The sequence below is a fragment of the Azospirillum sp. INR13 genome (genome assembly GCF_015390205.1).
In the GTDB taxonomy this organism is placed as follows: Bacteria; Pseudomonadota; Alphaproteobacteria; order Azospirillales; family Azospirillaceae; genus Azospirillum.
This window is the reverse complement of the sequence record NZ_VUOI01000008.1, coordinates 92,446-118,942: the sequence shown is the minus strand read 5'-3', so window position 1 is coordinate 118,942 and position 26,497 is coordinate 92,446. Positions and strand designations below refer to the sequence as shown.

The window sequence follows — 26,497 nt, the reverse complement described above, 5'->3', positions numbered from 1 at the left end:
TTGCTCGACGCGTTTCGTGGGGACTTATAGGCGGGGAGGGGCGTGGGGGCAAGGTTGGGGGCGTACGGGGCTGGCGGTGAATGCCCCCACCCTGACCCTCCCCCGCTCTCAGCGGACCATAGGTCCGCTGAGAGCGGGGGAGGGTCAGGGTGGGGGTATCGAAGCCTACCCCTTACCGCGCCGCCCGGTTGGCCGCGCTCACCAGCGCCCGCAAGCTTGCGGTCACGATGTCGGCGTCGATTCCCACGCCGAACAGGGTCTTGTCGCCGGTCTTCACCTCGACATAGGCGCAGGCCTGGGCGTCCTCGCCGGAGCCGATGGCGTGCTCGCGGTAGTCGACGACGTGCAGGTCGGTGCCGCAGCCCTGGCGCAGGGCGTCCAGGAAGGCGTCGATCGGGCCGTTGCCCTTGCCCTTGGCGGTGATGGTCTCGCCGTTGTGGCGCATCACCACGCTCATGGCGCGGGCGCCGGAGTTCGGGCCGCGCGGCTCGGTCGAATGCTCGACCAGCTCCAGCGGGCTGTCGGCGTCCAGATATTCGGCCTGGAATGCGGCGTGGATATCGGCGGGCGACAGCTCCTTGCCGCTCTCGTCGGCGACGCGCTGGACGACCTTGGAGAACTCGATCTGCAGGCGGCGCGGGATCTGCAGGCCATAGTCCTTCTCCAGCACATAGGCGATGCCGCCCTTGCCGGACTGGCTGTTGATGCGGATCACCGCCTCATAGCTGCGGCCCAGATCCTGCGGGTCGATGGGCAGGTACGGGACCTCCCACTTGCCGGTGTTGGACTTGGTCAGCGCCTTCAGCCCCTTGTTGATGGCGTCCTGGTGCGATCCCGAGAAGGCGGTGAACACCAGTTCGCCCGCATAGGGATGGCGCGGATGGACCGGCAGCTGCGTGCAGTATTCGGAAATGCGGACGATCTCGTTGATGTCGTCGATGTTCAGTTCGGGATCGACGCCCTGGGTGAACATGTTCAGCGCCAGCGTGACGACGTCGACGTTGCCGGTGCGTTCGCCGTTGCCGAACAGGGTGCCTTCGACGCGGTCGGCGCCGGCCAGCAGCCCCATCTCCGCCGCGGCGACGCCGGTGCCGCGGTCGTTGTGCGGGTGCAGGGAGATGATCGCCGACTCGCGGTTCTTCAGGGTGCGGCAGAACCACTCGATCTGGTCGGCATGCACGTTGGGCATCGACATCTCGACCGTTGCCGGCAGGTTCAGGATGACCTTGTTGGTGGGCGACGCCCCCCAGGTCTCCATCACCGCCTCGCAGATCTCGACCGCGAAGTCCAGCTCGGTGCCGGTGAAGCTCTCCGGCGAATATTGCAGGACGATCTCGGTCTCCGGCGTCTCGGCGGCCAGCTGCTTGATCAGCTTGGTGCCGGCGACGGCGATGTCGACGATGCCCTGGCGGTCCAGCCCGAATACGACGCGGCGCTGCAGTTCCGAGGTCGAGTTGTACAGGTGGACGACGGCGCGCTTGGCGCCCTTGATACCTTCGAAGGTGCGGCGGATCAGTTCTTCACGCGACTGGGTCAGCACCTGGATGGTGACGCCGTCGGGGATCTTGCCCTGCTCGATCACCTCGCGGCAGAAGTCGAAATCGGTCTGCGACGCGGCGGGGAAGCCGACCTCGATCTCCTTGAAGCCCATGCGCAGCAGCAGATCGTACATCGCGCGCTTGCGGTCCGGCCCCATCGGCTCGATCAGCGCCTGGTTGCCGTCGCGCAGATCGACCGAGCACCACATCGGCGCCTTCTCCAGGGTGCGCGACGGCCATTGGCGGTCGGTCAGCTTCACCTGGGGGAAGGGGGCGTATTTGGACGGGGACTTCGGCAGGGTCGGGATGCCAGCGTTCGTTTGGGTCGCGGTGCTCATGGCGTCGTTCGGCTCCAGTGGCGGCCCCGCGGCAGTCTCGTGCGGCCGGGGCGGCGGATCGGAATTTGAAAGGCGGAGGGACCGGCGAGGGGTACGGCCGCAGAGCCGCCGGACGTGGCTCAGCGACCGTCGGTAAGTCGCAGTCCCGGCCCCGGCCGGGCGACGCCGGTGCCGGCGCCTTTGCAGACATCGCTCATGGAACTGACACTTCGACCGATTGAAATGGTGTGCGAACGCGACAAACCCGGACGCTTAAAGCGCCGGGCCGAGAAGTCGAAGAAGAGCGTTCTTGCGGTCGATGCAGGTCATAGGCCGCACTCTGCGCAGGTGCGGCAACGCTGTCAAGCCCGGATTGGCGGAAAGCAAACTGCGGGATACGCAAACCATAGCCCCGCTCAGCCCCAGATCAGGTGATACAGGGTCGGCAGCAGCAGCGCCGTCGCCAGCCCGTTCAGCCCCATGCCCAGCCCGGCGAAGGCGCCCGCCATCTCGTTGACCTGCAGGGCGCGGGCGGTGCCGATGCCGTGCGCCGCCACGCCCATGCCGAATCCGCGGGCGCGCCAGTCCTTCACCCGCACCAGGTTCAGCACCCAGGTGCCGAGGCTGGCCGCCACGATGCCGGTGATGATGACGAACACAGCCGTCAGCGACGGCAGGCCGCCGATCTGCTCCGACACGCCCATGGCGATGGGGGAGGTGACGGATTTGGGCGCCATCGACAGGATCGTCACTGCCGATCCGCCGAAGGCCCAGACCAGCGCCACCGCGCTCAGCGCCGACGCCGCCGACCCCACCAGCAGCGCCACCACCAGCGCCAGGGCCGCGCGGCGGACCTCCTGGAACTGGTTGTAGAGCGGAACGGCCAGCGCCACCGTGGCCGGTCCCAGCAGGAAATGGACGAACTGCGCGCCGTCGAAATAGGTGCGGTAATCGATGCCCGACAGGCTCAGCACGCCGGCGATCAGGACGACCGCGATCAGCACCGGGTTCAGCACCGGGCGCCGGCCCAGCTTCTCGAACAGCCACAGCCCGCACTGGTAGGCGACCAGGGTCAGGGTCAGCCCGGCCAGCGGGTTCGCCGACAGATAGACCCAGATCCGGTGAAGGTCGTCGCTCATGCCCGGTCCCCCTTCGTTGGGTTTCCGGCCACCGGTTCTTCCTCCAGCCGCGGGTCGGTGCGGCTCAGCAGGAAGGCCATCAGCTTCGCCGTCACCGCGATGCCGAACAGCGTGCTGCCGAACAGCGCAATGATGATCGGCAGTGCTTCCGTCTCCAGGCGGGTGACATGGACCATCACGCCGACGCCGGCCGGCACGAACAGCAGGGACAGGTGCCGCAGCAGGCCGCCGGCCGTTTCCTGCACAGCCGCGGGAACCCCGCCGCGCAGCAGAAGCCCGGCGAACAGCAGGAGCATGCCCAGCACGGGGCCGGGGACCGGCAGGTGCAGCAGGCGGGCGGCCAGTTCGCCCGCCAATTGGCAGAGCAGCAGAAGCGTCAGGGTTCCGAGCATCGCGGACTCCGGTGGAAGGGGCGCTGTCCGTCCTTCTACCGCAGTGGCGAAGCCGGCGGGCTGCATTCCGCGAATGCGAGCGTCGCGAATCGGCAATGTGGTGGTGCGGGTTCGGAGGGTGCTTACTGCAGCTTGCTGCGCGCGTGGTGGCCGCGGCGGACGATGGATTGCGCCTCAACCGTCACTTCCTTCTTGCCGAACAGGCGCAGGAAGATGGCGTTGACGGTGGCGTGGGCGCTGACGGTGAGGGTGCCGGCCGCCGCGTCCTCCGCGATGGTCAGGGGCGACAGGTCCGATCCCAGGAACCCCCTGGGGAAGGCCTTGTCGAAGAAGCTGCGGATGTGTCCGTCTCGCTGTGAGTCGAACATCACCCGCCCGCCGGCCAGGGCCGCGGCGTCGACCGCCTGAGCCAGCCGCGCCTCCACCGCATAGCTGCGCAGGGCGTCGACGGTGCAGCCGGCACCGAGCACGGTCGGAATGGCAAGGATCAGAGCCACCACCAACAGCAGGTGACGACCTGTCCGCCGGTCTTCGTGCCCGCCATAGGGCAGGGGACGATAGACCAAAGTCATTGCCGGCCTCCCAAGGAATTGCCTATGCGGAAAGGAGTGTTGTCGCTGGATGACCTACTCTTAGCATCATCCGGCAAGCAGGCAAACCAGGAAATGCAACAGAGCGATAGCAAAAGATCGGTTGGGAGTTGCTATGTATTTTACGCAAAGGCGGTAATCCGAGATTGCGCGAACAGCAACAAAGGGTAACTCGACCGGTGCGAAACGGAAAGCGTCACCTCGACTTTGAAAATCGCCTGCGAACCGCGATTCGCTGGTGTCAAAACCAGGACAAGCCGTCTGGTTCCCGCGCCGTTAAGCATTCGTTGGGCTTTTCCGCCGGTAGGCTGGCGCTGTGCGTCAAATCCACATTTTCCTGCCTTGCCGGAGCCAGCCTGCGATGCCGCCGATCCGTCCGTTCTTCCGCAATCAAGCGAATCGATCCTTCCTCGACCATGCGTTGGCCGTGGCGGTGGTGGCGCTGCTGATGATTGGTCTATCGGGCGAGGTCAGGGGGGCGCTGGCCGGCCTGATGGAGCGGGTGGACGGCGCACGGACTGCGCTGCTGGCGCGCTGAACACGCGCGTCGCTTCTCCGTTTCCCTTCCGCCCGCTAGAGTCGGGGCACAACGAGGGGGAGGCGGCCCGATGAAGGGCGGCGTTTGGCGCGTGGCGATGCTGGGACTGGCGGTGGCGGCGGCCACGCTGGTCTTTCTGGGCGTGGAGATCACGCGGCTGGCGGCGGAGGACCGGACCGCCTTCACACGCGGCCTGACGATCTGCGGGATCGGCCTGCTGGCGGTTTGGTTCGCCTTCTCCCGCCTGTCCCGCCATTTCGGCGATCTGGAGCGTCTGGCGGACCGCCTGTCCGGCGGGCGCAGCCGCATCGACCTGGAGCCCTGGTCGGGCGGACGCGGCGGCGAGGTCGGGCGCCTGGCTGAGGCCGCCGCGGGGTTGGTCCGGGGCGGCGGTCAACTGGCAGGCGATGGACCGTTGGCGGATGGCCCATTGGGGCACGGGCCGCTGGGCGGCGGTCGCATGGACCGGGCAGTTCGCGCAGCTCTCGCCCTGACCGACGACCCGTTGCTGATCATCGACGAACTGGGGCGGGTGGAGCGGCTCAATCCCGCCGCCGCCCGGCTGTTGGAGGTGGAGGAGGGCGCCGACATCGGCAAGGCCCTGCTGCGCGACGATCTGACCCGCGCCATCGAACGGGCACGCGGCGGCGGGGCGCCCGTCTCCGCGGTGCTGCGCCGGACGGAGGAGGGCGAACTGTCCGCAAGGCTCGTCGATCTCGGCCTGAATTCCGGAGTGATCCTGTCCTTTCCCGCCCGCGGCATGGCCAACGGCGCCGGGTTGACGGCCAAGCGAGCGCTCACCCTTCGACCGGCCCAGCCAGCCGCCCCCCTGGGTGACGACGAACCGCTGGCCGCATTGCCGTTCGTCGCGCTGTGGGTGGCGACGGCGGGGGTGGAGCCGGACGGCGGTCCGGTCATCGCGGTCGGTACGGTGCGGCTGGCGGGATCGCGCATCTTCCCGACCGTGTCGCTCGCCCTTCTGATCGACCCCATCGATCCGGTGCCGGAGGAGGCGACTGCCCGTCACGGCATCGGCACCGCCATGGTGGCGGGTGAACGCCCCTTCGCCGCGGTCTGGCCGGCGATCCAGGATGCGCTGCACAACTGCATCGCCGTCGGCATCGGCATCGACCAGGCGCTCGCCGCCCTGGCGCGGTCGGCCGCGCTGGCGGGCGTCGCCGATCCCGCCCTGCCGCAGGGCCTGGACCTCGGCGTGCTTGCGGCGGCGCTGGACCCGGCGCTGGCCGGCGCGCGCCCCGACCGGCTCGCCGTCGCCTTCGGCCTTTCCGGCCACCCGCGCAACGGCCCTCAAGGAGAGGCGCTGGCCGTGGCCGAACTGGCCGCCGCGCTGTTCACCCGCCTGACCGAACGCGGCGTGCTGACCCAGGGGCAGGCGCGCGCACTGGTGGCCGGAGGCGTGGCGGCGGGCGCGGCGCGGGCGTCCGGCCAAATCTCCTAGACCGCATCCTCCGCCAGCCGGAAGCCGCTCATCGACAGGCGGGTCTCCGGCCGCAGGTAGTGCCGCGTCCAGGGGCCGGCATGATCGAAGGGAGTCAGGCAGCTGCCGCCGCGCAGGACCATGCGGTTGCCGGCAAGCCGGCCGTTGACCGCCTCGTCCGGGCCATCGGGCCGGCGGTAGCCCGGATAGGTGGCGAAGGCGTCGGCGGTCCATTCCCACACGTCGCCGCACATCTGCCAGGGGCCGGTGCCGTGACAGGTGCCGCAGCGCGGGTGGCGATGGCCGGTGCCCAGCAGATTGCCCATGCTGTCGCAACCGGCGGCGACCGTCTCCCATTCGGCTTCACGCGGAAGGCGCTTGCCGGCCCAGCGGGCATAAGCGTCGGCCTCGTACCAGCTGACATGGCAGACCGGCTCGTCCGGGTCGAGCGGCTGCATGCCGTAGAGCGTGAAGACCCGCCAGCCGGAAACGCCGTTCCGATCGCCGCTCTGCTCGCCGCTGCCGCGCTCCCAATAGAGAGGGGCGCTCCAGCCCTCCGCCCGCGCAGTCTCCCACCCGTCGGACAGCCAGAGCGAGCGGTCGCTGTAGCCGCCGGCCTCGATGAAGGCCAGGAACTCGCCACAGGTGACCGGGCGGGCGGCCAAGCGATAGGGATCCAGCCAGACGCGGTGGCGCGGCCCTTCATGGTCGAATCCGGGCAGCGGGGCGGGGCGGCCGATCTCGACCAGCCTACCGGCCTGTTCCACCCAGCCGGCGGGCGGTGCCCCAAGATGCGGATGGTCCGGTGCCGGCTCATAGGCTGGGCGCAGCGGGTTGGACCACAGGGCGTGCTTGATGTGCAGGAGCATGCGCTCCTGGTGGCGGCGTTCGTGGGCGATGGCCATGACCAGCGCCGGTTCGACCGTGTCCCACAGACCGTCGTCGACCTGCTCGATCAGGTGCAGCACCGCGGCGTTGATCTGATCGCGGTGGCGCATGATCTCCGCGGCGCCGGGACGGGAGAGCACGCGGGGCGGAGCGGCGGATCGCTCGCCGCTCGCCGCGAACAGGTCGAGGAAGACGGGGTCGAAGGGGCGGTAGCCTGGGCTGAAGGGGATCAGCACCGCAACCTCGAACAGCCAGCTGGTGTGGGCGAGGTGCCATTTCGCCGGGGCGCCGTCGGGGACGGTCTGGACCATCAGGTCTTCCGGCGACAGGGTGGCGACCAGTTCCGCCGTGCGGGAGCGCGCCTTCTGGAAGCGGGTGGCGAGAGCCTGCCGCCGGTCGCCGTCCGGCACGGTCGCGCCGGAGTCGGCAAGCGGGCCGGTGGGCGGGCCGGCGGGGGGAATGAGATGCGTGTCGGGCATGATCGGTCCCTCCGGAGTCGGTTACCGTCCGAAGAGTGTCCGCCCGAAGTGCCCCATTTGGAATGCACGCATCCGTGGTGTGGCGGTCACCGCAAATAGCGGCAGCGACCGGATGCCGCACCAGCCCTGGGGTGGAAAATGCGAAGCTCTGACCCAAAAACGAAAAGGCCGCCAAAAAAGGCGGCCTTGTTCATTCGAAGCACAGCTCAGTGTCGGACAAGACTTACTTGATCTTGGCTTCCTTGAACTCGACGTGCTTGCGCGCCACCGGGTCGTACTTGCGGAACGACAGCTTTTCGGTGGTCTTCTTCGGGTTCTTCTTCTTCACGTAGAAGAAACCGGTGTCAGCCGTGCTCACCAGCTTGATGAGGACGGTGTTCTGCTTGGCCATGATCTCGATCCCGACAAAAAATCCGTGCCCCGCCGGCCCGGCGGGGGCGGCGTCGTAGCGGCGGAAAATACCGTCTGACGCCGCAATGTCAAGCCTTATGGGCGGTGAAATCGGTGTCCGACTTCGATTGCCACAGGTCCTGTCGCCTCATTGGCGGGACTCAGCGCTCCGCCACCGTGTTGACCACGGCGCTGGCGACCGCCCGCTGGTACAGCGCCGGCTCGGCCAGCAGCCGCACGGCGACCTTCAGGTCCAGGTCCGGTTCATGCTCCTTCCAGGGGCAGGCTTCGCGCAGGGCGCTCAGCGCATGCTCGTCGTCGGCCGCCTTGGACCGCCAGCTTGCGATCTGCGCCGGGCGCAGCCGCCCCTCGCGCAGGTCGGACAGCAGGGAGTCCGGATCGGTCTGGCCGGCCCGGCTGGTGCAGACGGTGGGTTGCACGCCCTGGCGGTGCAGGGTGTAGCCGGCCGGCGTGTAGATGCGGCTCCAGGTCAGGAACAGCTCGCCGTCGTTGGGCAGCCGGGTGACGGTCTGGACGCTGCCCTTGCCGTAGCTGGACGCACCCACCACCACAGCGCGGCCCGAGTCCTGCAGTGCCGACGCCACCACCTCCGCCGAGGAGGCGGAGCGCCCGTCGACCAGCACCACCAGCGGCAACCCGTCCAGCAGGTCGTCGGGGTTGGCGTCGAAGCGCTGGCGGCTTTCCGGATTGCGCCCTTCGGTGGAGATGATCCGGCCGCGGCGCATGAAAAGGTCCGCCACCGCGACCGCCTGGTCCAGCAGCCCGCCCGGATTGCCGCGCAGGTCCAGCACCATCCCGTTCAGGGTCGGACCGGCGGTCTGGCGGAGGGTGTTGACCGCCGTCCGCAGGCTGGAGGCGGTGGTGGCGTTGAAACGGTCGAGTTTGACGATGCCGACGTCGCCGGTCAGCGAATAGGTGATGGTGTTGGGCACCACCCGCTCCCGCCGCAGCGGCAGGCGGCGCGGCGCACCGTTGTCGCGCGCGACGGTCAGCGTGACCAGGGTGCCCGTCGGGCCACGCAGCCGGTCGCGCATCTCCGATGCGGTCATCCGCGTCGTCAGGTCGCCGTCGATCGCCAGAAGCTGTTCGCCGTCGATGATGCCGGCGCGTTCGGCCGGGCTGTGCGGCATGATGTCATGCACGGTCACGCGGCCGTTGGCGTTGCTGTCCAGCGAAATGCCGACGCCGCCATAGCCTTCGCGCTGCGCCCGCTCGTTGGTTGCGCGCTGGACGCCGGTATAGCGGGAATAGCCGTCGAGATCGGCGGTGATGCCGTCGAACACCACCTGGTACAGCCGTTCCGGCGTCGCCTTGGACAGGACGGGGGAGTGGCTGCGCGCGCGGTCGATGACGCGGGTGGTCAGCGCCGCCCAGCCGCCGGCGTCGGCGTCCGGCGCCGCCCCGTACTCCGCGGCCAGAGTGCCCGACACGTACAGGCGTACGGTGCTGCCGGCGCGCTCCACCGTCACGGCGGGATCGAGGGCGCTCAGGCCCTTCAGCCCGTCCAGGCCCAGGCGGTTGAAGGACACGGCGTCCAGATACACCTCGGCGATCTTGCCGAAGCCGATGGCGAAGACCTGCTCGCTGACGGACGGTGGTGCGCTGGCCGGAAGGGACTGGGTGGGTGCGGCAACCGCGGTGGAGGCGAGGAGCGCCACGGTTGAAAGCTGAAGGGTGGAATGGCGGATGGAGCGGCGCAGGCGGCGCGTCAAGCTCGACATCGCGGGGATCCGAAACGGCAACACGCGTGACGGTACGGTGTGATCGCACGCGCTGTGATCGCAATTGGCCATGGGGCGAACCGCGGCCTCCCTTTCCTGCAGCCGGACCGGACGAGGATGGTGCCGGTCCCGGATGGGGGATAGATACACCTTCGGCCAGAATGGCGTGCGGGACAAAATTGCGGAGCGATTCGCAATGTTGCGGATTGTCCCGGCCTGTGTCGCCCAGGTCACGCTTGTATGGTGCGGCAGGAGAGAACCCTTGGCATTGCCACGAGTCCGCCATCGGTTCGCCACACTGCTTAAGCGTTGCCGTTAAGCAACTGTATCGGAGGGAGACCGGAAGTCAGTCGGAGTCGGCCAGCCGGAAGAGCATGCTGCCGCTGACCGGATCGGCCTCCGTCAGGATCACCTTGACCGGGCTGCTGAGACGGTATGTCCGGCCCGTACGCTGCCCGACCAGGGCGTGCGCCGCCTCGTCATGATCGTACCTGTCGTCGGGCAGGGTGCTGGCGGGGATGAGCCCGTCGGCGCCGCTCTCGTCCAGCCGCACGAACAGTCCGAACCGGCTGACGCCGGCGATGCGGCCGCCGAAGCGCTCCCCCACCCGGTCGGCCAGGAAGGCCGCGGTGTAGCGGTCGACCGCGTCGCGCTCCGCGGCGGCGGCGCGGCGTTCGGTTCCCGACAGATGCTCCCCGATCTCCGCCAGCCGGCCCAGCGTCTCGTCGTCCAGCCCGCCGACGCCCAGCCCCAGGGTGCGGATCAGCGCCCGGTGGACGATCAGGTCGGCATAGCGGCGGATCGGCGAGGTGAAATGGGCGTAGCGGTGCAGGGCCAGCCCGAAATGGCCGATGTTGTCGGGGCTGTAGGCGGCCTGCGCCTGGGCGCGCAGGATCACCTCGCTGACCAGCGGCGCGTGCGACGTGCCCGCCACCTTGCGCAGGATGCGGGTGAAGTGGCTGGGGGTCAGGTCGGCGCTCTTGCCCAGCGGATGGCCGATGTCGGCGAGGAAGCCGCGCAGCGCCTCCATCTTGTCCATGGAGGGACGGTCGTGGATGCGGTAGAGGCCGGGCATGGTGCGCCGTTCCAGCACCTCCGCCGCCGCGACGTTGGCGGCGATCATGAATTCCTCGATCAGCCGGTGGCTGTCGTGGCGTTCGCGCACCGCGATCTCCGCGACCCGCCCGCGCTCGTCGATGCGGACGCGGCGTTCCGGAAGGTCGAGTTCCAGCGTGCCGCGCTTGGCACGGGCGGCGGCGAGCCGGGCGTAGGCGCCGAACAGCGGGGCGATCACGCTTTCGGCCAGCGGCGCCGTCACCTCGTCCGGCCGGCCATCGTGGCAGCTCTGCACCTGTTCATAGGTCAGCCGTGCCGCCGACCGCATGAGCCCGCGGACCAGCCGATGCCGGATCAGCACACCGTTGCGGTCGATCCACAGGTGGAAGGCCAGACAGGCGCGGTCCTCCCCCGGCCGTAGCGAGCACAGCCCGTTCGACAGCGCCTCCGGCAGCATCGGCACGACGCGGTCGGGGAAGTACACCGAGTTGCCGCGCTCGTACGCAGCCCGGTCGAGCGCCGATCCGGGACGCACGTAATAGGACACGTCGGCGATGGCGACGATCAGGTGCCAGCCTTCCGTGTTCTCCGGGGCGCTGTCGGGTTCCGCCCACACCGCATCATCGAAGTCGCGGGCGTCGGCGCCGTCGATGGTCACCAGCGGGATGTCGCGCAGATCCTCCCGCTGCATCAGCGCCGGCACCGCCGCCAACTCCGCCTCGCGCAGGGCCGTATGCGGAAAGACGGTGGGTATGCCGTGGGCATGGATGGCGATCAGGCTGAAGGCGCGCGGTTCGTCGGTGGAGCCAAGCCGTTCCACCACGCGGGCCTGCGGCTGGCCGGCGCGCCCGGCCGGCAGGAGGTCGGCGAAGACGAGGTCACCCGCCTCGGCGTCGCCGCGGTTGGGCGGCAGCACCAGGAACTCGCTCTTGTGGCGGCGGTCGGTCGGCAGGATGCGTCCGCCATCGGCGCTCGGCCGGTAGACGCCGAGGATGCGGCCCTCGCGCTCGCCGTCAATGCGGCGGATGACGCGGGCCTCATAGAGGCGGTCGTTGATGCGGGCGAGCTTGGCCAGCAGCGTGTCGCCGACCGCCAGCGGCTTTCCCTCGCCCCGCGATTTCTTTTCCGGCAGCAGGAAGATGCGCGGCGGGTTGCCCTCGCCGGTCCAGGTCAGCGGGCGGGCCGACAGTTCGCCGTCCGCATCGACGCCGGTGATCAGCAGCACGGCGACGGCGGGCAGGGACTGCGGCGGGGCCATGCGCTTGTTGCGCCCGCGCTCCACCGCTCCGTCCGCTTCCAGTTCGCGCAGGAGGTCCTTCAGCATTTCGCGGTCGGCCGATCCGGACAGCTTGAAAGCGCGGGCGATCTCGCGCTTGCCGACGGGGGTGGTGCTGGACCGGATGAAGGCGAGAATGGCGTCCTTGCCGGGGAAATGGCTGTCGGTCACGGGGCGGGGAGTCCGTCGGTTCTTGTCGCTGGGATGGCTATATAGGGATCAATCGGCATCGGGGCGGATTGCCCATGGCCTGCCTGCCATCGCGCGGATGGTGTCGCTGCGTTCCAGCGCCTCGCGGAAGCCGGCGAGCGGGAAACGCACCTCCGTCTTCTCGCCGGCCGGCGACTGGCCGACGATGGAGACCTCCGGCGCCGGGGCGATCCGCTCCACCATGCGGCGGTTGATGTCGGGATCGGTCACGGCACAGGTGTTGGTTTCGAACCGGTAGGGCTTGCAGGGGGAGTCCGGCTTGAACACCGCCCGGTCGGACCAGACCCGCACCAGCTTGTCGAGATCCAGCGATTCGGCGGAGACGCGGAAGCGCAGCCCCTCGCGCCATTTCTCGGTCGAGCGCAGCCAGACCAGCCGCGCGGTGCGATCGTTGGTGCCGCGGGCGGTCAGTTCGCATTCCACCTGCCGGGTGGCGGTCCAGAGCTGACAGTAGAGCTTCCAGGCCTTGAAGGTCTCGTCGAACTCCTGGAAGGGCCTGTCGTTCGCCTTGGCCACGGGGGAAGCGCCGGCAGAGAGAGCGGCCAGCATCGCCAGGGCGAGGATCAGGCGCTGTCCGTGGCGGAGGGCGGGCATGGGGTGGTCCTGTAGGGCTGTTCGAGGTGGGCGGGGGCGGACCCCCACCCTAACCCTCCCCCGCTGGGCGGGGGAGGGGACAAGTGCTTAAGCGGCAAAGCAGCGGCAGTCCCTCCCCCATCCAGTGGGGGAGGCTAGGTGGGGGACTAAGTCCGCAAGAAACCCACACCCTCACTCCCGCCGCTCGGCCCGGCGCCGCAGCAGGTGGTCGGCCAGCACGCAGGCCATCATCGCTTCGCCGACGGGCACGGCACGGATGCCGACGCAGGGATCGTGGCGGCCCTTGGTCAGGATGTCGGTGTCGTTGCCGGCGGTGTCCACCGTCTGGCGCGGCGTCAGGATCGAGCTGGTCGGCTTCACCGCGAAGCGCACGACGATGTCCTGCCCGGTGGAGATGCCGCCCAGGATGCCGCCGGCATTGTTGGACAGGAACTGCGGCTGGCCGTCGATGCCCATGCGCATCTCGTCGGCGTTCAGCTCGCCGGTCAATTCGGCGGCGGCGAAGCCGTTGCCGATCTCCACGCCCTTCACCGCGTTGATCGTCATCATCGCGCAGGCGAGGTCGCTGTCCAGCTTGTCGTAGAGCGGGTCGCCCAGGCCGACCGGCACGCCGGACGCCACCAGTTCCACCACCGCGCCGACCGACGAGCCGCTCTTGCGGATGCCGTCGAGATACTCGGCCCACTGGGTGGCGGCGACCGGGTCGGGGCAGAAGAAGGGGTTGTTGTCGATCTCCGCCCAGTCCCAGCGGCTGCGGTCGATCCTGTGCGGGCCGATCTGCACCAGGGCGCCGCGCACCTGGATGGCGGAGCCCAGCACCTTGCGCGCCACCGCACCGGCGGCGACCCGGCAGGCGGTTTCACGCGCCGAGGAGCGTCCGCCGCCGCGGTAATCGCGGATGCCGTATTTCTGCCAATAGGTGTAGTCGGCATGGCCGGGGCGGAATTTCCCGGCGATGTCGCTGTAGTCCTTGGAGCGCTGGTCGGTGTTCTCGATCAGCAGCGAAATCGGGGTTCCGGTCGTCTTGCCCTCGAAGACGCCGGACAGGATCTTCACCTGATCGGGTTCCTGGCGCTGGGTGGTGTAGCGAGACTGGCCGGGCCGGCGCTTGTCCATCCAGGGCTGGATGTCGGTTTCCGCAACGAGGTCGATCAGCGACGGGCAGCCGTCGACGACGACGCCGATGGCCGGACCGTGGCTTTCGCCCCAGGTGGTGAAGCGGAAAAGCGTGCCGAAGCTGTTGCCGGCCATGGTGACATCCTCCCGAGACGAACCCGCGCCTGTGACTTCACAAAATGTGAAGAAGCGGGAGGTTTCTTGCGGCCTTTCGGCGGCAAGGTCAAGGAAGCGATGAACCGATTTTCAAGGGGAGTTTTTAAAGAGGGAAATGGTGCTGCCAGAGAGGATTGAACTCTCGACCTCTCCCTTACCAAGGGAGTGCTCTACCACTGAGCTACGGCAGCGCCGGATACGAACGCCTGATGACAGGATCGGAGGAATGGTGCTGCCAGAGAGGATTGAACTCTCGACCTCTCCCTTACCAAGGGAGTGCTCTACCACTGAGCTACGGCAGCCCCGATAACCGATCATCGCCGGGGCGATGCGTTCGGGCGAGGCGTTCAGGCTTGACCGCCCCCCGAAGTGGCGCGGGTTATGCCACAGGCCTTTTGGGGATGCAAGCGCTTAAAATCACCTCGCCGCTGACTTTTTTCCGCACTCGAAACAGACGCGCGGATCACGCCTGCGTCGCAGCGGGCGGAAGCACCGCTTCGGCGCGGAAATCGGGCACGACGGTGCCGAGGATCGACAGGACCCGCTCGCCGTCTCCGGCCCGCGCCGCCGCTTCCAGCTCGCCCACCGCGCGGTTGACCAGCGCATAGTCGATCAGACGGGGGGAGGCGAGGAAGACGCCGTCGGCCTCGGTGCGGCTCGGCGCCTCCGCGGCGGTCAGGATCTCCTCGAACAGCTTCTCGCCGGGACGCAGGCCGGTGAAGGCGATCTCGATGTCCACGCCTGGCCGGTAGCCGGCCAGCCGGATCATCTGGCGGGCGAGGTCGGCGATCTTCACCGGCTCGCCCATGTCCAGCACCAGAATCTTGCCGCGGTCCTCCGCCCGGGTGGCGCCATGGGCCGACGCCTGCAGCACCAGTTCCACCGCTTCGCGCACCGTCATGAAATAGCGGCGCATGTCGGGATGGGTGACGGTCAGCGGCCCGCCCTGCGCCAGCTGCCGGGTGAACAGCGGCACCACCGAACCGGACGAGCCCAGCACGTTGCCGAAACGCACGGTCATGTAGCGGGTGGCGTGCTCCGTCCCGTCGCGTGGCGGCAGCACGTCCAGCGCCTGGCAATAGGTCTCGGCGAAGCGCTTGGCTGCGCCCATGACGCTGGTCGGGCGGATCGCCTTGTCGGTGGAGATCAGCACCATGGCGAGGCAGCCGGCGGCGCGCGCCGCGTCGGCCACGTTGCGGGTGCCGACCACATTGGTCAGCGCGCCCTCGCACGGGTTTGCCTCCACCAGCGGCACATGCTTGAGTGCTGCGGCGTGGAAGACCAGGGCGGGGCGTTCGTCCTGGAACAGGCGCATGATGCGGTCGCGGTCGCGCACGTCGGCGATCACCGCGCGGGTGTCGAGGCCGGGGAACTTCTCCCGCACCTCCATCTCGATGCTGTAGAGGTTGAACTCCCCGGCATCGAGCAGGATCAGCCGTTCCGGCCCCAGCGCCGCGATCTGGCGGACCAGCTCGCTGCCGATGGTGCCGCCGGCGCCGGTGACGATCACCCGCCGCCCGCCGATCAACCCGGATATGGCACCGCGGTCTAGCACCGCCTGCGGCCGGCCCAGCAGGTCCTCCAGCGCGATGGGACGCACCTCCACGCCCTTGCCTTCGCCCAGCGCCGACTTGAACTCGGTCAGGCTGGGCAGGCGGGACATGACCAGCCCAAGCGCCTCCGCCCGGTCGAGCAGGCTGCGCAGGGTCGATCCCTTCAGCTCGGCGTTGCCCTTGGTGACGATCAGCCGCTGCGGCCGCTCGCCCTTGCGCTCAAGCGCCTGGACCACCTGTTCGAGGTCGTCGGGGCCGCCCAGCACCGGCACGCCGCGCACGGCATGGCCGATGCGCCGGCCCTTGTCGTCGAGGATGCCGACCACGCGGTAGGCCGACTGTCCCGGCTGGTCGAGCGAGCGGATGAACAGCTCCGCCGCGTCGCCGACGCCCAGCAGCAGGACGGGGATGCGCGGCACGCCCTCAACCGCCTCCGCCCAGCTGAAGCGGCGGTCTTTCAGGAATCGGTAGGCGAAGCGCGGCCCGCCCAGCAGCAGCATCTGCACCAGCCAGAGGATCGGCGGCAGCGAGCGGGGCAGCAGTTCGGCGCGCGTCAGCAGGAACATCGCCAGCACGAAGCACAACACCGCCACGGTGACGGCGCGCACCACCTGCATCAGGTCGGGGATGGAGGCGTAGCGCCAGATGCCGCGGTACAGCCCGAACAGCACGAACACCGCGGCCGAAACGCCGACCAGCACCGGCAGCGCGATGGACAGCGCGTCGGAATAGAGGCCGAAGGCGGAACCGCCCACCCGCAGATAGAGGGCGACGACCAGGGCCACCCCGGTCATCACCAGATCATGCAGGAACACCAGGGATGCCCGTGCGGACGGGATGCGCATGCCGCTAAACCTTGTTCATTCGTTCGGCGACTGGAGCCTGTGACGGCGGATCCAGCCCGGAAATCAGCCGCGGGAAGCTTTGAACCATTCCGCCGTGGCGCGCAACCCGGTCGCAAGGTCATGCGGCGGGCGCCAGCCGAGCCTGTCGCGGATGGGACCGTCATCCACCGTCAGTGTGCCGGCCAGTCGGTCGAACACCGCCCGCGTCCCGGTCAGCGCCGCGCCCAGCGCCATCAGCCCCTGCGGCACCGGGATCAGCCGGGCCGGCCGGTCGAGCGCTGCGGCAATGGCGCGCACCAGATCGGCGGTCGACAGCGGCTCGCCGTCCTGGACCAGGAAGGTCCGGCCGGCGGCGTCCGGATGCTCCAGCACCGTCACCACCGCGTCGGCGAGGTTGCCGACATAGATCAGGCTGCGCCGGTTGCGGATGCCGCCCAGCGGCAGCGGCAGGCCGGTCGCCACCAGCTTCACCAGCGCCCGCATGTTGCCGGCGGCACCCGGGCCATAGACCAGCGGCGGGCGGATCACCGCCACCTCCATGCCGGTGCTGGCGGAGATCGCCGCCAGCGCCCGTTCCGCCTCCAGCTTCGAGATGCCGTAGGGGCTGGTCGGGGCGGGCGGGGTCGCCGAGTCCAGCGGGGTGGGGCGGCTTTCGTCCACCATCGCCTTGATGCTGCTGAGAAAGACGAAGCGCTTCACCCCGGCCGCCGCGGCCTGCTCCGCCAGCCGGATGGTGCCGGCGGTGTTGACGCGGCGGAACTCCGCCAGCGGATCGGCGGCGGTGTCGCGCATCACATGGACGCGGGCCGCCATGTGGATTACGGCATCCATGCCGGCGAGCGCGGCGGTCCAGTCGGTGTCGGGGCCGATGTCGCCGACGACGGCCGGCTCCCACGGCCCTTCCGAGGCGGTGCGCAGCGCCGCGCGCACCCGGTGTCCGCGGGCGGCGAGCAGCGGGACGGTGTGGCGGCCGACGAAGCCGGTGGCGCCGGTCAGGAGAACGCGCATGTGCAGGATCGTCCGGGCTTGGTTCGTATGGTGGACTGAGCGACGATTTATTATCCGGTTTGGCCAGGGTGCGCCACGGCGCAAAGTCCCACGCCCCTTTTCCGGCTTTCGGTTGATGAAGGGAATGGTTATAAGCTGGACAGGGACGCGTGAATAAGGACGCTACCAAGACATGTCACATATCGTGGACGATGCGAATGATCGGCACAGCCGAATCATCATCGTCAGCTTTAATTGCGCCGACTTCGTCAATCGCGTCATTGGTTGTCTGCTCGACCAGACCGATCCCGCTTTCGAGGTGGTGATCGTCGACAATGCCTCGAAGGACGTCGACGGCATCGCTCTGCCTGCCGATCCGCGATTCCGCATGATCCGGTCGGACACGAATGTCGGCTTCGCCAAGGCCAACAACATCGGCGCGGCCGGTGCCACCGTTCCCTGGATCGTCACGCTGAACCCCGACGCCTTTCCGCGGCGCGACTGGATGGAGCGGTTGCAGGCCGCCGCCCAGGCGCAGCCCGACGTGGCGATGTTCGGTTCGACCCAGCTCTTCTCCCACGATCCCCGCATGATCGACGGCGAGGGCGACCAGTATTCCATCTTCGGCTTCGCCTGGCGGGTCAATTACCGCCGCATGCTGAAGCCGCCCTATTACAGCGGTACGGTCTTTTCGCCCTGCGCCGCCGCGGCCATGTACCGGCGCGACTATTTCGAGGCCGTCGGCGGTTTCGACGAGGATTTCTTCTGCTATTGCGAGGATGTCGATCTCGGCTTCCGCATCCGGCTCAGCGGCGGACCGGCGGTCCAGGTCGGCGACGCGGTGGTGGAGCATGTCAGCAGCGGCGTGTCCAAGCAGTACGGCACCTTCGCCCAGTATCACGGCGTCCGCAATCTGGTGTGGACGATGGTGAAGAACATGCCGCTGCCGCTGCTGCCGCTGGCCTTCGCCGGCCATGCGCTGCTGGTGGTCTATCTGGTGTTGCGCAGCCTGGGCAGCGACCGCACCGGCGCCATCGGCCGCGGCATCCGCGATGCGTTGCGCGGGCTGCCGCGCATGATCGCCAAGCGCCGCACCATCCAGCGCGACCGCAAGGCCACTCTGGGGCAGGTCGCCCGCATGATCGCCTGGAACCCGCTGCTGCTGAAGACCCGCGGCCGGCCGGGGCTGCGGAAATCGCACAGCTCAGACCAGCCGCCATCCGTGGGTGTTGAAAAAGCGTAGGGCGGAGCGGGCGAACATCCGGATATGCGTGCCGCCCTTGCCTGCGGCCTTGCCGCCGAAATGCACCATGCGCACGTCCGGCACATAGGCGATCTCACCCAGCGCCATCGCCCGGCGCGACAGGTCGAAATCCTCGAAATACAGGAAATAGCCGTCGTCGAAGCCGCCCAGCCGGCTCAGCGCGTCGCGCCGGAACAGCATGAAGGCGCCGCTGACCTGCTCCAACCCGGTGACGACGGCGTCGCGAGTGACGTCGCGCATCTCGTAGCGGTCGAGCCGCCGGGCGAACATCCGCTTGACCGATGCGGGGGCGAAGGCGCGCAGGCCCAGATCCAGCACGGTCGGTCGGCGCTTGCACAGGAACTCCTGCTCCCCCGACGGGCCGAACACCTTGGGCGTCAGCAGGACCGTGCGCGGGTGCGCCTCCATATAGCGCCAGCCGGCCAGCAGAGCGTCGGGTTCCAGCAGGATGTCGTAGTTCAGGATCAGGTGATAGGGCGCATCGCCCTGACGGATCGCCAGATTGTGGCCGGCGCCGTAGCCGACATTGCCGTGCCCGGCGATCAGCGTCACCGGCGGCCGGCCGGCTTCCGCATAGCGGTCCAGCAGCGCCCGGAACGGGTTGGAGCCTGGTCGCTGCCCTCCGGTGCGCCATTGTCGATGATCCACAGCCGGGTCTGCACCCCGGTCCCGTCGGCCAGCCGGTCGGCGGCGGCACCGATGGTGTCGAGGGAGCGGGCCAGCAGGTCCGGATCGGGATGGTAGAGGACGACCGACAGGTCGAGGAAGGCGGCGGTCATCAGGATCAGGCCTTCGACATGCGCGTCAGCGTCGCCAGCAGCAGCGCGACGGTCACCGCACCGGGCAGGAGCGTCCAGGCGCCGAAGCTCCCCGCTGCCAGCGCGGCGGCGACGAGCACGAGGCTGTAGCCGATGATGGTCAACACCACGCGGTCATGCCGGCCGACGCCCTTGGCGGCCTTCTGATAAAAATGCTCGCGGTGAGCCTGCCAGATCTTCTCGCCGCGCAGCAGCCGGCGCAGCAGCGTGATGGTGGCGTCGGTCAGGTAATAGGCAGGCAGGATCAGCGCCGCCGCCCAGTCGCCCTGTGCCGCCAACGAGGCCAGCAGGAAGGCCAGGATATGGCCGAGCGGAATGCTGCCGACATCGCCCATGAACATGCGTGCCGGCCGCCAGTTGTGGGTCAGGAACCCCGCCGCCGCCCCGGCCAGCGCCGCCCCGGCGACTCCGGTCAGACCGAACGCTCCCATCACCAGCGACACCAGCGCGACGCCGCCGCCGATCAGGATGGTCTCGCTGCCGGCCAGCCCGTCGATCCCGTCCATGAAATTGTAGAGGTTGACGAACCATAGCCACAGGAAAGCGGTCGCCGCCCGGTCGAGCCACCAGGGCAGCCAGCCCTGCCACACCAACTGGTCGGACGGCAGCGCCAGCAACCCGAAGGCCACCGCCAGCGCCTGCACCGCCAGCCGCAGCAGCGGCGACAGCTCGCGCCGGTCGTCCATCCACGACACCCCCATCAGCGCCAGCGTCCCCAGCAGCACCGCCCCGGTCTCCAGCGGCCGGCCGAAGGCGATCCCGGCGATGGCGAAGACCGGCACCACCGTCAGCATCACCGCCCAGCCGCCGCCGCGCGGAGTCGGGGCCTGATGGCTCGACCGTTCGTTCGGGATGTCCATGATGCTGCTGGCCAGCAGATAGCGCAGAACCCGCGTCGACAGGTACCAGCCGACGGCCAGACACAGCAGGAAGACACCGATCAGCGCGGACGAATAGGCGGTGGAGGTCATGATGGCTCGGGTGGTGGAGGGCAGGTGGAGACGGGGGGAAGGCTCAGAGCTTGTGATAGCCCTTGTACCACTCCACGAAGCGGGGCAGGCCGATCTCGATCGGGGTCTTCGGCTCGAAACCCAGCACTTGGCGGCTCAACTCGATGTCGGCAGCGGTTTCCTGCACGTCGCCGGCCTGCATCGGTTCCATCACCTTCACCGCCTCGCGGCCGAAGGCCTGCTCCAGCACGCCGATGAAGCGCATCAGCTCCTCGCACCGGTTGTTGCCGAGGTTGAAGGCGCGGTGCGGGGCGCCGGTCTCCGCATCGACGGGGGCGGGGCGGTCGAGGGCGGCCAGGACGCCGGCGACGATGTCGTCGATATAGGTGAAGTCGCGCTTCATCCGGCCGCCGTTGAAGACGCGGATCGGCCGGCCGGCGGTGATGGCGTCGGCGAACAGCCATGTCGCCATGTCCGGACGGCTCCACGGGCCATAGACCGTGAAGAAGCGCAAGCCGGTCATCGGCAGCTGATAGAGGTGGCTGTAGGTGAAGGCCAGCATTTCCGCCGCCTTCTTGGTGGCGGCATAGACCGACACCGGGCTGTCGACCCGATCCTCCACCGAGAACGGCATCTTGCGGTTGGCACCGTAGACGGACGAGGTCGAGGCATAGACGAAATGCTTCAGACCGGGCATGCGCCGAGCCGCCTCCAGCAGGGTCACCTGACCGGTGACGTTGGCGTCGACATAGGCATAGGGATTCTCGATGGAGTAGCGGACGCCCGGCTGCGCCGCCAGATGGACCACGCCGGTCGCGTCGGCGAACTGCGGCCACAGCCCCTCCACCGCCGCGCGGTCGGAGATATCGGTTTTGAGGAAGCGGAAGCCGGGCCGCCCACTCAGCCGGGCCAGCCGCGCCTCCTTCAAGGCAACCTCATAATAGTCGTTCAGGTTATCGAGGCCGAGCACGCTCTCCCCGCGGTCCAGCAGAGCGGCGGCGACATGCGATCCGATGAAGCCGGCGGCACCGGTGACGAGGATGGTCATGGTCTCAAGGCCCTTATGACGATGGTCCACCGGTCTTATGCCCCAGCGGCGGCCAAGGCGCCAGCTTCCATCCAGGCCCTTCCGTGGCCGGTCCGCACGCTTGACAGCCGCTCCGCGCTGCCGGTCTACTGCGCGACCGCGACACATCAGGACCGATGGGACCATCGATGCCCCCGAAGAAGAATCCGCTGAACCTGAACCCGCTGCAGCTGCGCACCCTGACCCTGCTGCAGGAACTCGCCCGTCTGGAGAACAAGCCGGCCGAGGACGAGGAGGGTGGCTTCCAGATCACCGCCCTGCCGCATGCGCACGGCAACCACTTCCATCTCGGCCATTCCGTCGTTGCCGCCAAGGACGCCACCGGACTGCAGAACGACGCCGTCTGGACCATTCTGGAGCGCAAGGGCATCGTGAAGCGCACCCCCGGCGCGGCGATCCTGACCGCGACCGGCGTCGAGTACGACACCGGCCTGCGCGACCAGATCCTCCACCAGTCCAACCACTGAGGCCGGCCACCGAGGCCGGCTGCGGAGCCGCTCCGATGGACGACACCGCCGAGTCGAAGAAGGAGCCGCCGGTTCCGGTGAAGCCGAAGCCGGCGGCATCGGGCCGCGACGACCGCCTCGCCGCCCGCCTGCGCGAGAACCTGCGCAAACGCAAGGAGCAGGCGCGGCAGCGGGGGGAGTGAGTTGCGAAGTTAGACCCCACCTATCCTCCCCCGCTCTCAGCGGACCTACGGTCCGCCTGCCGCGTCAGCACAAAGCATAGCTTTGTGCGAGAGCTGGGCGGGGGAGGGACTGCCGCCACTCTCCCGCATAAGTACCTGTCCCCTCCCCCGCTGGGCGGGGGAGGGTTTGGGTGGGGGGTTAACCTCGTCCACAATCTGCAGCCCCCTAAACCAAATCCTTCCTGAACCAGATCTGCCTGTGCCCCGGCGGATAGCCCTCCATCTCCGCCCACACCTGATAGCCGTGCTTCGGATAGAAGCCCGGCGCCTGGAAATCGTAGGTGTAGAGCCGAGACCAGCGGCAACCGCGCGTCTTCGCCTCCGCCTCCGCCGCGGCCAGCAATTGGCTGCCGAGACCGCTGCCGCGGCTCGATTCGTCCACCCACAGAAAGTCGACATACAGCCACTCCCACAGGGTGTAGCCGACCAGCCCGCCCTTCAGCGTGCCGTCCGCATCGCGGGCTACGGCCACCAGGTCGCGGCGGTCATAGGGACGGCCGAGCGCCGCCTCGTTATAGGCACGCAGGCCGTCGAAGACTCCGGCCAGATCGGCCGGGGCGGGGGTGTCCGTCACGGACAGGGTGAAGCTCTGGATCATGATGGACAGCTTAGCCGCGGCGGCGGGCAAGACCAGCGCCGTGATAAAGAACCGTCCATGCACGCCGAGCGGCCTAGCTTTCCTTGAGCCCCGCCGCGTGCTCGGCTACAAACCAGCCTTCACGACCCCTCCATCCAATCGATACGCCAAGGAGTACCCCCGCGATGGGCATCATGCCGGACAGCTGGATCCGCGAGATGGCCGAGACCAAGGGCATGATCGAGCCCTTCGTCGAGACCCAGAAGCGCGAAGGCGTGATCTCCTACGGCGTGTCGTCCTACGGCTACGACGCCCGGGTCGCCGACGAATTCAAGATCTTCACCAACGTCGACAACGCCATCGTCGACCCGAAGCGCTTCGACGATTCGAGCTTCGTCGACCGCAAGACCGACGTGTGCATCATCCCGCCGAACAGCTTCGCGCTGGCCCGCACGGTTGAGTATTTCCGCATCCCGCGCGACGTCCTGGTCATCTGCCTGGGCAAGAGCACCTATGCCCGCTGCGGCCTGATCGTGAACGTCACCCCGCTGGAGCCGGAGTGGGAAGGCCACGTCACGCTGGAAATCTCCAACACCACCCCCGCCTGCCCGCCAAGGTCTATGCGAACGAGGGGCTGTGCCAGTTCCTGTTCCTGAAGGGCGACAGCGTGTGCGAGGTGTCCTACGCCGACAAGTCCGGCAAATACATGGGGCAGAAGGGCGTCACGCTGCCCCGGCTCTGAGCGCTCCTAATCCGACGCCTTTTCCGAAGGCGTATCCGCGAAAGAAAACAGGTCCATGGACAAGATCCGCATCCGCGGCGGCCGCCCGCTGAACGGCTCCATCACCGTTGGTGGGGCCAAGAATGCCGCCCTGCCGCTGATGACGGCGTCGCTTCTCACCGACGAGACGCTGACGCTGACCAACCTGCCGATCCTGGCCGACATCAACACGCTGTGCAATCTGCTGCTGCAGCACGGCGTGGCGATCCACATGGCCGGGGCGGGCGGCGACTGCGCCGGCCGCGCCGTGGACTTCACCGCCCGCGACATCACCAACACCACCGCTCCCTACGATCTGGTCCGCAAGATGCGCGCCAGCGTGCTGGTGCTGGGGCCGCTGCTGGCCCGCTGCGGCGAGGCCAAGGTGTCGCTGCCCGGCGGCTGCGCCATCGGCGCGCGCCCGGTGGACCTGCACATCAAGGGCTTGGAGGCGATGGGCGCCGACATCCGGATCGAGGCGGGCTACATCGTCGCCAGGGCGCCGGCCGGCGGCCTGCGCGGCGCGGAATACGTCTTCCCCAAGGTGTCGGTCGGTGCGACCGAGAACCTGCTGATGGCCGCCACGCTGGCCAAGGGCACCACCATCCTGGTCAACGCCGCGCGCGAGCCGGAAGTGACCGACCTCGCCGAATGCCTGGTGAAGATGGGGCGAAGATCACCGGCATCGGCAGCGACCGGCTGGTGATCGAGGGTGTGGACCGGCTGCATGCCGCCCGCCACATGGTGGTGGCCGACCGCATCGAGACCGGCACCTACGCCATGGCCGCGGCGATCACCGGTGGCCGTCTTGACATCATGAACACCCGTCTCGATCTGATCAAAGCGGCGGTCAAGGCGCTGGCTCCGGCCGGCGTCGCCTTCGAGGAGATCGAGAACGGGATCCGCGTTTCGCGCGCCAACGGCGAACTGCACGGCGTCGATGTGATGACCGAGCCGTTCCCCGGCTTCCCCACCGACCTTCAGGCCCAGATGATGGCCCTGATGTGCACGGCCAAGGGCGCGGCGATGATCACGGAAACGATCTTCGAGAACCGCTTCATGCACGCACCGGAACTGACGCGCATGGGCGCGCGGATCACGGTCCACGGCTCGTCGGCCCTGGTGCGCGGCGTGGAGCGGCTGACCGGTGCGCCCGTGATGGCGACGGACCTGCGCGCCTCGGTGTCGCTGGTGCTCGCCGGGCTGGCGGCGGAGGGGGAGACGACGGTCAACCGCGTCTACCACCTCGACCGCGGCTATGAGCGGGTGGAAGAGAAGCTGGCCGCCTGCGGTGCGGAGATCGAGCGCATCCACGGCGGCGACGAGTAAGCGGCGGGGGCACCCCTCCCGCCATCCCATTGAGGTTGGCCTTTCCCGAGAGGTGCCCCTGATTATGACGGCCATCACCCCGATCCGCCTGCGTGCCGAGGATGAGGAGGACCTGAAGGTCGTTTCCGCCTGCCTGCAGGATGCCATCCTGCCGGTCGGCGACATGTGCTTCCAGCCCGACGAGAACCGGTTCGTCATGGTCGTCAACCGCTTTCGCTGGGAGTCGGCGGACCTGCCCCGGCCCGGCCCCACCGCCGACGACGACGATCTGGCTCCCTACGAGCGGGTCCATTGCGGCGTGCGGGTGGAGGGAGTGACCGGCGCCAAGCTGCGCGGTTTCGACCTGAAGGACCGCGGCCAGATGCTGGAATTGCTCTCGATGGAGACGATGGAGGGCGGGGTCGCCCTGCATTTTGCCGGCGGCGGCTGTGTCCGGCTCGACGGGCCGTCCTGGCGCATGGTGGTGGAGGATCTGGGGGAGCCCTGGCCCACCGGCTGCAAACCCTGCCATCCCGACGAAACCGGTCCCGACCGGATCGGCTGAGCGGTCGGGCGGCTCGGCGGAACGCCGGTTCAGCGCTCCGCGACCCGGTTCAGCGCTCCGCGACCCGGTTCAGCGCTCCGCGACCTGGGTGTCGCTGTGCAGGCGGCGGATCACGTCCTCCGCGGTCTTCTTGTAGGTGACGGTGTCCACATCCTCGCCCGGCGTAAGGTGCGAGCGGTGGACGGTGAAGAAGCGGTGGCCGACGTCCAGCATGCCGCTGGCCTCGACCAGGATGCTGTCATCCTTGCCGTTGGCGGACGGGGAAACGGAAACGATCTGGCCCAGCTCTTCGCCGAGCAGGCCGGTCACCTCGACGCCGACGAGGTCGTCACCGCCGCGCGGATCGGCGGCCAGCGCCGACTCGGCGTGGGCAAAGGATAGGGTGGTCGCCAGCGCAAGGCCGGCCAACATGGTCTGGAACCGCATGAGTCGGGCTCCCATCGCTGATGTGTGTCTCGTATGTCACAATCAACATGGGAATTGCGGGACAGTTCCCAGGGAACCATCCAGGGGTAATCCGGTTGCTGCGGAATAACCTTCAGCGAAGGAGACCCCTCCATGGCCCAGAAACTCGACGGCAAGACCGTCGCCGTCCTCGCCACCGATGGCTTCGAACAGGTGGAACTGACCGAACCGGTGAAAGCGCTGCGCGACGCCGGCGCCACCGTGCATGTGGTCGCGCCCAAAGCCGGGCAGATCCAGGGCTGGAATCACCATGACCGCGGCGACATGGTCGATGTGGACGTGACGCTCGATCAGGCCGATGCCGGCCGTTACGACGCGCTGCTGCTGCCGGGCGGAGTTATCAACCCGGATGCCCTACGGCTTGAGCCCAAGGCGATCGAGTTCGTGAAGAGCTTCGTCGACTCCAACCGTCCCATCGCGGCGATCTGCCACGGCCCGTGGACGCTGATCGATGCGGGCGGTGTGCGCGGCAAGCGCATGACCAGCTGGCCGTCGCTGCAGACGGACCTGCGCAATGCGGGGGCGACCTGGGTCGACGAGCAGGTGGTGACCGACCATGGGCTGGTCACCTCGCGCAAGCCCGACGACATTCCGGCCTTCTGCCGCAAGATGATCGAGGAATTCTGCGAAGGCCGCCACGCCGGCCATCGCAACGCTGCGGAGTAGGGGAGCAGGATTCTTGCGGCGTTAGACCCCCACCTAACCTCCCCCACTGGGTGGGGGAGGGACTGCCGCTACTCCCGCGAATATGTACTCAGTTTCCTCCCCCGC

The 26,497-nt window shown here is 68.5% G+C and carries 25 protein-coding genes, 2 tRNA genes and 2 pseudogenes; 9 read left to right on the top strand and 20 right to left on the bottom strand.

Going from position 1 to position 26,497, the window contains the following annotated elements:
• Positions 1-172 precede the first annotated feature (172 nt).
• The 4 genes from leuA to F1643_RS09230 form a co-directional block, all read right to left on the bottom strand.
• Positions 173-1,876: a 2-isopropylmalate synthase gene (gene leuA / locus F1643_RS09245; protein WP_194912709.1), complete on the bottom strand. Its 1,704-nt coding sequence runs from the start codon at positions 1,874-1,876 to the stop codon at positions 173-175.
• Positions 1,877-2,271: 395 nt separating this feature from the next.
• Entirely contained in the window at positions 2,272-2,994 is a 723-nt protein-coding gene (locus F1643_RS09240) for an LrgB family protein (RefSeq protein ID WP_194912707.1), read from the bottom strand.
• The gene (locus F1643_RS09235; protein ID WP_194912705.1) at positions 2,991-3,386 is read right to left on the bottom strand and encodes a CidA/LrgA family protein; all 396 of its coding nucleotides are present in this window, start codon (positions 3,384-3,386) and stop codon (positions 2,991-2,993) included. Before F1643_RS09235 ends, F1643_RS09240 begins: the two co-directional genes overlap by 4 nt.
• Positions 3,387-3,508: 122 nt before the next feature.
• Positions 3,509-3,958: a hypothetical protein gene (locus tag F1643_RS09230; protein WP_194912703.1), complete on the bottom strand. Its 450-nt coding sequence runs from the start codon at positions 3,956-3,958 to the stop codon at positions 3,509-3,511.
• Positions 3,959-4,337: 379 nt separating this feature from the next.
• Between F1643_RS09230 and F1643_RS09225 the strand changes: the two genes are divergently transcribed.
• A complete protein-coding gene (locus tag F1643_RS09225; RefSeq protein WP_194912701.1) occupies positions 4,338-4,514 on the top strand; it encodes a hypothetical protein in 177 nt (58 codons plus the stop codon).
• A 70-nt stretch (positions 4,515-4,584) separates the two neighbouring features.
• Entirely contained in the window at positions 4,585-5,973 is a 1,389-nt protein-coding gene (locus F1643_RS09220; RefSeq protein ID WP_194912699.1) for a PAS domain-containing protein, read from the top strand.
• On the opposite strand, the gene egtB is transcribed toward F1643_RS09220, so the two are convergent.
• The 10 genes from egtB to F1643_RS09170 all read right to left on the bottom strand — a co-directional run bounded on the left by egtB (position 5,970) and on the right by F1643_RS09170 (position 17,265).
• Entirely contained in the window at positions 5,970-7,319 is a 1,350-nt protein-coding gene (gene egtB, locus F1643_RS09215; protein WP_194912697.1) for an ergothioneine biosynthesis protein EgtB, read from the bottom strand. The genes F1643_RS09220 and egtB overlap by 4 nt on opposite strands.
• 223 nt (positions 7,320-7,542) lie before the next feature.
• The gene (gene rpmG / locus F1643_RS09210) at positions 7,543-7,710 is read right to left on the bottom strand and encodes a 50S ribosomal protein L33 (RefSeq protein WP_012974790.1); all 168 of its coding nucleotides are present in this window, start codon (positions 7,708-7,710) and stop codon (positions 7,543-7,545) included.
• Positions 7,711-7,870: 160 nt separating this feature from the next.
• Positions 7,871-9,451 carry a S41 family peptidase gene (locus F1643_RS09205; RefSeq protein ID WP_194912695.1) on the bottom strand — a complete coding sequence of 527 codons (1,581 nt, stop codon included), beginning with the start codon at positions 9,449-9,451 and terminating at the stop codon, positions 7,871-7,873.
• A gap of 346 nt (positions 9,452-9,797) precedes the next feature.
• Positions 9,798-11,954: a ribonuclease R gene (rnr, locus tag F1643_RS09200; protein WP_194912694.1), complete on the bottom strand. Its 2,157-nt coding sequence runs from the start codon at positions 11,952-11,954 to the stop codon at positions 9,798-9,800.
• A 48-nt stretch (positions 11,955-12,002) separates the two neighbouring features.
• On the bottom strand, positions 12,003-12,587 hold the full coding sequence (locus F1643_RS09195) for a hypothetical protein (protein ID WP_194912693.1): 585 nt from the start codon (positions 12,585-12,587) through the stop codon (positions 12,003-12,005).
• A gap of 171 nt (positions 12,588-12,758) precedes the next feature.
• Positions 12,759-13,838: a chorismate synthase gene (gene aroC, locus F1643_RS09190; protein ID WP_194912691.1), complete on the bottom strand. Its 1,080-nt coding sequence runs from the start codon at positions 13,836-13,838 to the stop codon at positions 12,759-12,761.
• A gap of 137 nt (positions 13,839-13,975) precedes the next feature.
• Positions 13,976-14,050, bottom strand: a tRNA-Thr gene (locus tag F1643_RS09185).
• Positions 14,051-14,086: 36 nt separating this feature from the next.
• A tRNA-Thr gene (locus F1643_RS09180) sits at positions 14,087-14,161 on the bottom strand.
• A 161-nt stretch (positions 14,162-14,322) separates the two neighbouring features.
• Complete coding sequence (locus F1643_RS09175; protein WP_194912690.1) at positions 14,323-16,257, bottom strand: nucleoside-diphosphate sugar epimerase/dehydratase; 1,935 nt, start codon at positions 16,255-16,257, stop codon at positions 14,323-14,325.
• A 63-nt stretch (positions 16,258-16,320) separates the two neighbouring features.
• Positions 16,321-17,265, bottom strand: a complete 945-nt coding sequence (locus F1643_RS09170; protein ID WP_194912689.1) for an SDR family oxidoreductase — start codon at positions 17,263-17,265, stop codon at positions 16,321-16,323.
• Positions 17,266-17,437: 172 nt separating this feature from the next.
• Here F1643_RS09170 and F1643_RS09165 point away from each other — a divergent pair, with 172 nt between their 5' ends.
• Positions 17,438-18,487, top strand: a complete 1,050-nt coding sequence (locus F1643_RS09165; RefSeq protein ID WP_194912688.1) for a glycosyltransferase family 2 protein — start codon at positions 17,438-17,440, stop codon at positions 18,485-18,487.
• Here F1643_RS09165 and F1643_RS09160 read toward each other — a convergent pair.
• The 4 genes from F1643_RS09160 to F1643_RS09150 are packed head-to-tail and all read right to left on the bottom strand — an operon-like array spanning position 18,449 to position 21,324.
• Positions 18,449-19,060, bottom strand: coding sequence for a glycosyltransferase (locus F1643_RS09160; RefSeq protein ID WP_370540544.1), 612 nt, complete (start codon positions 19,058-19,060; stop codon positions 18,449-18,451). The genes F1643_RS09165 and F1643_RS09160 overlap by 39 nt on opposite strands.
• Complete coding sequence (locus F1643_RS22740; protein ID WP_255542579.1) at positions 19,057-19,287, bottom strand: hypothetical protein; 231 nt, start codon at positions 19,285-19,287, stop codon at positions 19,057-19,059. The genes F1643_RS09160 and F1643_RS22740 overlap by 4 nt, the downstream gene beginning before the upstream one ends.
• A 5-nt stretch (positions 19,288-19,292) precedes the next feature.
• A complete protein-coding gene (locus tag F1643_RS09155) occupies positions 19,293-20,297 on the bottom strand; it encodes a glycosyltransferase family 4 protein (RefSeq protein WP_194912687.1) in 1,005 nt (334 codons plus the stop codon).
• A 43-nt stretch (positions 20,298-20,340) separates the two neighbouring features.
• A complete protein-coding gene (locus F1643_RS09150) occupies positions 20,341-21,324 on the bottom strand; it encodes an SDR family NAD(P)-dependent oxidoreductase (RefSeq protein ID WP_194912686.1) in 984 nt (327 codons plus the stop codon).
• 167 nt (positions 21,325-21,491) lie between these two features.
• On the opposite strand from F1643_RS09150, the gene F1643_RS09145 reads away from it, so the two are divergent.
• Positions 21,492-21,830, top strand: a complete 339-nt coding sequence (locus F1643_RS09145) for a hypothetical protein (RefSeq protein WP_194912685.1) — start codon at positions 21,492-21,494, stop codon at positions 21,828-21,830.
• Positions 21,831-21,865: 35 nt separating this feature from the next.
• A complete protein-coding gene (locus F1643_RS09140) occupies positions 21,866-22,012 on the top strand; it encodes a hypothetical protein (RefSeq protein ID WP_194912684.1) in 147 nt (48 codons plus the stop codon).
• 205 nt (positions 22,013-22,217) lie between these two features.
• Here the strand turns inward: F1643_RS09140 and F1643_RS09135 are convergent, their stop codons facing one another.
• A complete protein-coding gene (locus F1643_RS09135; protein ID WP_255542578.1) occupies positions 22,218-22,679 on the bottom strand; it encodes a GNAT family N-acetyltransferase in 462 nt (153 codons plus the stop codon).
• A 134-nt stretch (positions 22,680-22,813) separates the two neighbouring features.
• Here F1643_RS09135 and dcd point away from each other — a divergent pair.
• The 3 genes and pseudogenes from dcd to F1643_RS09120 all read left to right on the top strand — a co-directional run bounded on the left by dcd (position 22,814) and on the right by F1643_RS09120 (position 25,261).
• Positions 22,814-23,370, top strand: a pseudogene (gene dcd, locus F1643_RS09130) (dCTP deaminase).
• Positions 23,371-23,425: 55 nt separating this feature from the next.
• A pseudogene (murA, locus tag F1643_RS09125) lies at positions 23,426-24,717 on the top strand (UDP-N-acetylglucosamine 1-carboxyvinyltransferase).
• A 64-nt stretch (positions 24,718-24,781) separates the two neighbouring features.
• The gene (locus tag F1643_RS09120) at positions 24,782-25,261 is read left to right on the top strand and encodes a DUF2948 family protein (protein WP_194912683.1); all 480 of its coding nucleotides are present in this window, start codon (positions 24,782-24,784) and stop codon (positions 25,259-25,261) included.
• A 69-nt stretch (positions 25,262-25,330) separates the two neighbouring features.
• Here the strand turns inward: F1643_RS09120 and F1643_RS09115 are convergent, their stop codons facing one another.
• Entirely contained in the window at positions 25,331-25,687 is a 357-nt protein-coding gene (locus tag F1643_RS09115) for a hypothetical protein (RefSeq protein WP_194912682.1), read from the bottom strand.
• A gap of 132 nt (positions 25,688-25,819) precedes the next feature.
• Here F1643_RS09115 and F1643_RS09110 point away from each other — a divergent pair, with 132 nt between their 5' ends.
• On the top strand, positions 25,820-26,392 hold the full coding sequence (locus tag F1643_RS09110; protein ID WP_194912681.1) for a type 1 glutamine amidotransferase domain-containing protein: 573 nt from the start codon (positions 25,820-25,822) through the stop codon (positions 26,390-26,392).
• The last annotated feature ends 105 nt before the right edge of the window (positions 26,393-26,497 follow it).